The sequence below is a fragment of the Pseudomonas sp. HP_12 genome, assembly GCF_055283955.1.
Genome location: NZ_JBTOQG010000030.1, coordinates 22,901 through 30,245 on the forward strand (window position 1 = coordinate 22,901; position 7,345 = coordinate 30,245).

Consider the following 7,345-nt stretch of genomic DNA (forward strand, 5'->3'; position numbering starts at 1 on the left):
TCAATCGTGACCAAACGCGTGCTGGATGTCTTGCAGAAGGGTGAACGGATCACTGACGGCGAACAGCCCAATCGACGGTTGCAAATGATCAACACGGGGCGCGGGCAAGCCGGTGGCGAGGATCTGAAACTGCCTAGCCCTGTCTGGCACATCCCGCAGCCCATAAGGCGCGCGACGGTCGATATGCATCACGCCATCATTGTAGCGCTGCCCCTTGGCCTTGCAGTGCCTGAGGTCTTCAGGCTCTGGGCGGAGGCGTGAGGTGAAATCGTATATCTCGACTATCGGGGCTTCGTGGTTCCCCAGAATCTCATGGACGTAGATCGCATAGAACCATTCGCCAATCTGTACGGACGCCGCGTCGCCCTCTCGCCAGAACGTAAGGTTTTTGGGTATAGGTGGGCGTCGTACCAAGGGGGGCGGTGGCCAAGTCAGCAGCGCCTTGATAGCGTCGCTGTTACGTTCGAAGGTATCGCTCAGCACGACATGCTCATTAAGCGTGTCGACCGCGTCCAGCGCAGTCCTGGTCAATGCACCATCGCAAAATCCGTGACGATGGAGCACCGCCGCCATCGTCAGGCAAACAAGGTCTTTGTAGTGTGAGTTGGCCTCATCACAAGGCCCTTTCAGCACGCAATCCCAACGCAGGAACACCCGCTTGAGCACCTGTGCAGTCACAACTTCATGTGGTTTTTTTTCAGGGCCAAGCATCGCCCATGCAGTCACCCGCGCAACGTCATGGGTAATCGGCTCAACCAGGTCGCGCGGAAGATAGCCCAGTAGTTTTTTATGATTCAACGTTCAATCCCTTGGCAGCGAGTAGTGCTGGATGCGGCAGGGATGGCTGTTACCGTCGCCTTTACAGATGCCATCCAGATATCGGTAGTCAATGCGCACCACTTGCCCTTTCTTAGGCCAGCTTCGGCGTGGAAGCACCGCCTGATAGTCCGACGTTTCCGGCGTAAACATGAGAGTCGTCCCTTGCTCGGGACAGATAACCGTGGCCGTCTTTACGCTTACTTTCAGGATCTCGGCCTGCAACTTGGGAAATGGGTTTGTCACGACATCAGTAATGCGCAACTGCAGCCTGCAGATTTGCCACGATGATGCCAGGGCGGGTTGGCACAACAGTGAAAGCGTCACAGTAAAAAGCACGTAGTAGGGTGCCCGATTTTTCATGGTTGGGATTGCTCTTCAATCAATGTGTCGGGCCATTCATTACAAACTATCCGGATCCCCAAAAAACATCTGAATCCGCGACCTTAACCATCTTTCCCCTGGATCATTATCCTGCGACCCGCGCCAGGCCATGTGCAGCTCAAACGTACGCGATTCAATCGGCAACTCTTCCGAGCGCACACCACCCGCAGCCGTCAGCACGGCAGCCGCGTAATCCGGCACGGTCGCCACAATGTCGGTCCCGGCAATAAGTGTCGCCAGCCCGTTGAACTGCGGAACCGCCAGCACGACGTGGCGCTTGCGGCCGATTTTTTCCAGGTGTTCGTCGATGAAGCCGCCCAGGTCGCCGGCGAAGGAAACAAGGGCGTGAGGGCGGGCGCAGAAGTCGTCCAGGGTGATCGGCCCTGGCATGGTGTCGGCGCGCAGCAGTTTGGGTTTGCTGCGGCGCAGCACTTTGCGCTTGGCGTTGGCGGGGAGGTCGTCGGTGTAGCTGACGCCGATGGAGATTTCCCCGGAAGACAACAGCGCCGGCATGAGGATGTAGTTGGTGCGGCGCACCACCAGCACGATGCCGGGCGACTCCGAGCGCAGGCGCTTGAGCAGCGAGGGCAGCAGGGCGAACTCGACTTCATCGGACAGGCCGATGCGGAACACTGCGGTGCTGGTGGCCGGGTCGAAGTCAGCGGCGCGGCTGACGGCGGTGGAAATGGAGTCCAGGGCAGGGGACAACAGGCCAAAGATCTCGATGGCCCGCGCGGTGGGTTCCATGCTGCGCCCGGTGCGCACGAACAGCGGATCGTCGAACAGCCCGCGCAATCGCGACAGCGCCGCACTGATCGCCGGCTGACCGAGGAACAGCTTCTCGGCAGCGCGTGTGACGCTGCGTTCGTGCATCAGTGTTTCGAAAACGATGAGCAGATTGAGGTCGACGCGACGCAGGTCGTTGCGATTCATGACGGGGGTCTCGGGGGCATTGGTCGATACATTGGCGGCCCAGACGCGCGCCACGTGTTCAGCTCAGGCAGGGATATTACGGGTAAATACCGGTTGTCTGCATTGTTGAATTTTCCTACATCGCTGTAAATGAGCTTTGCGCCATGCCGCCGATAGGCGTCGATGAAACCTTGACGAGTAAAAACACACCAATGCCTACATACTGGCCCTTTGTAATCCGGGGCGACGCAGCCAGCGTGGAACAAGGGATTCATCGATATTTGGCGTCCGGGTTGCAATGTCGCGGTGCGCACCCAACAATGTGCGCCCTGCAGGCCCGGGACGGCCGCTTGAGATTCAGCGCTGCCTGCACCATCAGAATCGATGGCAGGCATGTCGACTATTAATAGCCACTGATAGTGTTACCGGCGGCGCCCGGATAGAGTTCATGGCATCAAGGTTCATAAGGCGAGGTTCGAAATGTCCCGCACGATCCGTTTTCATCAGTTCGGTCCGGCCGAGGTGCTCAAAGTAGAAGAGCTGCCGGTCGCGTTGCCTGCACCCGGTGAGGTGCAAGTGCGCGTCCAGGCGATCGGCGTCACCTGGTACGACGTGCTGTGGCGACAAAATCTGGCTTCATCCCAGGCTCGCCTGCCGGCCGGTCTGGGTTCCGAAATGGCGGGCGTCATTACCGCCATTGGCGATGGCGTGACCGATCTGAAAGTCGGCGACAAGGTTGCCAGCTTCCCTTCGGCTGACGTCAATGTGTACCCGGTCTACGGCGAGCTGATCCTGTTGCCTCGCACCTCCGTGACTCATTACCCGGACGTGCTGACGCCCAATCAAGCGGCCGTTCACTACACGCCGATGCTGGTGGCGTACTTTGCTTTCGTTGAACTGGCACGGTCCAAACCCGGGCAAACGGCGCTGGTCACCGATGCCAGCCACTGCGCGGGCCCTGCGTTTCTGCAACTGGGCAAGGCGCTCGGTATCAAGGTGATTGCCGCGACCAAGACCGACGCCTGCCGCGAATACCTGCTGAAAATGGGTGCGGACAAGGTGATCGTCACCGAAGAAGAAGATTTGCTTCTGACGATCAACCGCTACACCGACAACCGCGGCGTGGACATTGTCCTCGACGGTCTGGGCGGTCCGCAGATGTCGATCCTGGGTGATGTGCTGGCGCCACGGGGCAGCCTGATTCTCTATGGCCTGCAAGGCGGCAACCAGACGCCATTCCCGGCGTGTGCAGCGTTCCAGAAGAACATTCAGTTCTTTGTGCACTGCGTTGGCAACTTCACCGGCAAGCCTGAATTGGGTATCAAGCAGGACGAAGAAGCGATCAAGCGTGCATTGCGCGACATCAACCAGATGACGGCAGATGGCATGCTGGTGCCGCAGATCACCAAGGTGTTCCCCTTCGATCAACTGGTCGAGGCGCACCGTTTGATGGACGGTTGCCCGGTGGGCGGTCGCGTGGTGGTTGAGGTTGATCCATCCTGAGTGCAGACCATCGCGCTCATTGAATGCTCGACGCTTTTGACCTGGCGTCGGGATTGAGGTGTCGGAGACCGGGTTCCAGGTATCCGCCCTGTCAGTCACGGGTCACGTTGTATCACTCAAGCCTTCCCGAATGTTCTGGAAGGCTTTTTTGTTTATTGGGTGTTTAATTGATTGATCAGCCCGCCAAGTGTGTGTGGTTGATAAGTCTTTTCGAATCAATGGACTGTTAGTGTTAATAAACCTTTATTTAAACATCCTCGTTTAATGCCTGTTCGGATTTGTCGAAAAGAGAACCTTCACGTGTCGGCAGTAGCTGGCTTGTAATTGTTTCGCATGCGTCGATAATAGTTTCAACAATTACATGCTCAAGGAACGAGTCGATGCCTGTTGACCTGCCGCCCTCTGCTTTGCCTGATAACCGGCCCGCTGCACCCATCACTAGCGGAACTGCCTCATGTATGGATATCAAGCCAACAATAGGGAACAGTGTTGCCGCGCTGATCAGTCGTCGGGTATTGAAGCCATGAGTTCAATGCACGAACAAGCCATGAACTACGTCTATCAGCAAGTGCTGCAACGCCTCTCGGGTTATTTGAATCGCAACGAACGAACCGCCCTTCAGTTATTGATCCAGCGTTTGATCGTCGCTGCGGGCGGCATAGACAGGATCGGCGGCTATAAAGTGCTGGTGGCATTCAGCGGCGGCAAGGACAGCGCCTATACCGTGGCCATGTTGCGTGCCGCTCAACTGAGCATCGCCGCACGGGGGCCGGCAACGTTCAGGCTGCGGGTCGCCAATATGCGCCATGCAGGCATTACTTCGGCGGTGATGGGCAACATCGACCGCTGTTATTCGGCGCTGTTTCTGCACGACGACCCGAGGGTCGAGCTGTTGGTGATCGATCACCAGTACGTGCAGATTTTCGAGCCCGATTTGCCTTTTTCGACCGCGGGTCGTGAGCAGAATCGCTCCGACGTGCTGCTGGGCGGGCATCTGACGGCTGGCGATGCGCGGACTACCTTCTGCAACAGCTGCTACCTGGGCATGGCGGACTTCATGGTTCGCGCTGCTTGTTGGGGTGGCGGGGTGACTGCAGTCATCAGCGGCGACTCGCTCAAGGAGCAGAAGCAATACGCGACCTGGATCATGCGTCTGGCGCGCCATGGCGGGCAGAAAATCGAGCCCTGGCACACCTTGGGTTTCAGTGGGGCATTAAGCGTCATCGACAGTGTCGGCCGCGCCTATTACGAGGAGTTGTACGGCGAGTCGGCGGAAGCGTCGGGCTGCTGCCGGCCCCCGGTCTACCCGAATAGAACCATTGCCCCGACCTTGCTGACCGCCGCGGACCTCATCGGCTTTCGCACGGAGGAACACTGGGGGCTGCTCACTGATTTTCTGGGCTTTCGCTTTGATGATCTGGCGTTCAGCTTCAGTGAATCGGACTGCGCCAATCCGCTGCTGATGGCCCATCTGCGCGGGCTCAAGGCCGAATTTATTGAAGGGCGTGCCTACAGCGATGGCATCGCTGAGTACCTGGAGCTGGCGGCGGCCATGATGCGCCGCAAACGCATGCCTGCCCGATTGATCGCCCAAGCGCTATCCGCCTACGACAGCCCGGAAAAAATCGACGATCGCCGGCAGCTTGCCGAAGGCTACGGCCAGGAGGCTTTCGGCCTGGGCGAGACCCAATGGGTGTGCCTGCTGTTCTCGCCATTTGTGGACGCCGGCGCACGGCTCGAGGATTTCCTGCGTCGCTATCACCCCGGCATGCTGGTGGGGCTCAGTGATCTGCACAAGACCCTCGCCGGGCAACTCGTCCCGGACCTGGTGCCGCACTGGCTGGTGGAAGTCAGCGGCCTGAGCCTGAAGGGGCTGCAATCGCTCTACGCTAAGCGCCATGTGGACTTCAACGACGACCGTTCGATCATCGCCCGGGTCCGCGCCAGCGATCCCGACAAGCGCCGGGTGGCGACGGTCGATCCGCATACCGGCGCCCTGACCACGGAACTGATTTCGGGGCGTTGAACGCTGCGAGGTGAACTGACGCGATGTGCTGCGTTGAGCCTCGGGTGGTCGACGGGGCGCTTTCTCAATGACCCTGCGCCTGGCGCACGGAAGGGGGTGCTCGATGAATAACAACAAGACCGACTTTGCCTATCAAATGGTGTACCGCTACCTGCTCAGGCTGACCAACGAACTGTCCGCCGGACCGGCCGTGCGCTTGCCCTCGTTGCGCCTCCTGGCGCGACGGCTGCGGGTGTCGATTTCCACGGTGCAAAACGCCTATAGCCTGCTCGAAAAAGAAGGGCGCATCTGCGCCGTGCCCAAGTCCGGTTATTTCGCGCTGCCCAACCCCTGCAACGACATGCCGCTGGAAGGCGATGACGTCTTCACGCGTTTTCATGCCAGCGCCCGGCGCCCGGACATGTTCGTCTTCGGCGCCGACGAGCCGACGCTGTTGCTGTCGCTTCACGGCGCGTTGTTGAGCGTTGAGCGCGACCTCATGCGTCACTATCCCTGCCAGCCCGACCCGCGTTTTCAGCCCTTCGGTGATGTCGAGTTGCGCACGGCGCTGGCCGGCCACTACACCTCGTCCACCGAGCATTGCTGGCACCCGGACAACGTGTTCATCGGGCCGGACAAGACCGGCGTGCTGAAGACGGTGATTGAAGCGCTGCAGCTGCGCGACGGCGCCGTGCTGGTGGAGTCGCCGTGCGGCTGGAGCATCCTGCGCACGCTGCAGGCCTACGGGATTCGGGTGATTGAAATCTGCACCGACGCGCAAGGGGCAATCGACGTCGATGAGCTGGGCGCGGTGATCCAGCGGGAAGCGGTGAAGATGGCGGTTGTGTCCTCGCAGATGGACCCGATTCGCGGGCAATTGATGCCTTCCGTCCAACGGGCGCGGTTGGCGGAGGTGTTGAATCTGCATGGGTTGTGGGTGCTGGAGAACGATACCCATGGGGCCCTGTGTTTCGAGGAGGACCGTTCGCCGTTCCGGGATTTGATTGATCCGGAGCGGCTGCTGGTGGTGGGTGCGTTTGACAAGATGATCGGGTTGGAGGCGCCGTTCGGGTATTTGTTGAGCCGGCATTCGCGGGCGCTGTTGCATCAGCAGTGGGTGTTGCGTTCGTTCCGTTTGCCGCCGGTTCGGCAGAAGGCGATTGCGCGGTTGTATGCGTCGGGGAAGCTTGATCGGCACATGCGGGAGTTGCGTGGCTGTCTTGAGCAGCGGGTCGGTGAGTTGGCAAGCGGGGTGGAGGCGTATCTGGGGGATGAGGTGGCGTTTGTGCGTCCTCGGGGTGGTGCTTCGCTCTGGCTGGAGAGTGTGCATCGGGTGGATACGGCGCGGGTGTTCAATCGGTTGCTGGAGCAGCGGATTGTGGTGGCGCCGGGGGAGTTGTTCAGTGTACGGGGGTTGCATCAGCAGTGTGTGCGGATCAGCGGGACGGTGGATTGGGATCAGAATATTGAGTCGATGCTGGTGGTTGTTCGCAATGCGTTGGTCCAAGAGCGGCTTGTTTAGCTGTCTTTTCAGATCAAGATCAAGGGCGTCGGCCTAACGGCCTCGGTTTCGCCTTCGGCGAGTTACTTGGAAAAGTCGAAAGTCGCACCATCGGGACTGTCAGATTTTTTGTGTGCGGGCTGGTAGCGGCCTGCCGTTAGGCAGGCCGTGCTTTTACCAGGTCGGCCTGATAAATCGATCTCCGTACAGAATCGCAAATTGAT

The 7,345-nt window shown here is 59.4% G+C and carries 6 protein-coding genes; 3 read left to right on the top strand and 3 right to left on the bottom strand.

What is annotated here, in order from left to right; translation table 11 throughout:
• Genes ACYASU_RS18280 through ACYASU_RS18290 form a run of 3 tightly spaced genes read right to left on the bottom strand, consistent with a single transcriptional unit; the run spans nucleotide 1 to nucleotide 2,133 of the window.
• Nucleotides 1-798 (bottom strand): hypothetical protein, encoded by a 798-nt coding sequence (locus ACYASU_RS18280; protein WP_463583613.1) that lies wholly within the window; start codon nucleotides 796-798, stop codon nucleotides 1-3.
• 3 nt (nucleotides 799-801) lie between these two features.
• Nucleotides 802-1,179 carry a hypothetical protein gene (locus ACYASU_RS18285; protein WP_463583614.1) on the bottom strand — a complete coding sequence of 126 codons (378 nt, stop codon included), beginning with the start codon at nucleotides 1,177-1,179 and terminating at the stop codon, nucleotides 802-804.
• A 39-nt stretch (nucleotides 1,180-1,218) separates the two neighbouring features.
• Entirely contained in the window at nucleotides 1,219-2,133 is a 915-nt protein-coding gene (locus ACYASU_RS18290; RefSeq protein WP_192173641.1) for a LysR family transcriptional regulator, read from the bottom strand.
• Nucleotides 2,134-2,592: 459 nt separating this feature from the next.
• Here ACYASU_RS18290 and ACYASU_RS18295 point away from each other — a divergent pair, with 459 nt between their 5' ends.
• From ACYASU_RS18295 to ACYASU_RS18305, 3 genes are all read left to right on the top strand, one after another.
• A complete protein-coding gene (locus ACYASU_RS18295; RefSeq protein ID WP_192173642.1) occupies nucleotides 2,593-3,615 on the top strand; it encodes a zinc-dependent alcohol dehydrogenase family protein in 1,023 nt (340 codons plus the stop codon).
• A 523-nt stretch (nucleotides 3,616-4,138) separates the two neighbouring features.
• A complete protein-coding gene (locus ACYASU_RS18300; RefSeq protein ID WP_463583615.1) occupies nucleotides 4,139-5,641 on the top strand; it encodes a hypothetical protein in 1,503 nt (500 codons plus the stop codon).
• Between the two features lie 103 nt (nucleotides 5,642-5,744).
• Nucleotides 5,745-7,142, top strand: coding sequence for an aminotransferase-like domain-containing protein (locus ACYASU_RS18305; RefSeq protein WP_463583616.1), 1,398 nt, complete (start codon nucleotides 5,745-5,747; stop codon nucleotides 7,140-7,142).
• Nucleotides 7,143-7,345 lie beyond the last annotated feature (203 nt).

Bases quoted from the DNA above. Each gene is read 5' to 3' on its own strand.
- ACYASU_RS18285 (WP_463583614.1), bottom strand. From the start codon at position 1,179: ATGAAAAATCGGGCACCCTACTACGTGCTTTTTACTGTGACGCTTTCA.
- ACYASU_RS18290 (WP_192173641.1), bottom strand. From the start codon at position 2,133: ATGAATCGCAACGACCTGCGTCGCGTCGACCTCAATCTGCTCATCGTT.
- ACYASU_RS18295 (WP_192173642.1), top strand. From the start codon at position 2,593: ATGTCCCGCACGATCCGTTTTCATCAGTTCGGTCCGGCCGAGGTGCTC.
- ACYASU_RS18300 (WP_463583615.1), top strand. From the start codon at position 4,139: ATGAGTTCAATGCACGAACAAGCCATGAACTACGTCTATCAGCAAGTG.
- ACYASU_RS18305 (WP_463583616.1), top strand. From the start codon at position 5,745: ATGAATAACAACAAGACCGACTTTGCCTATCAAATGGTGTACCGCTAC.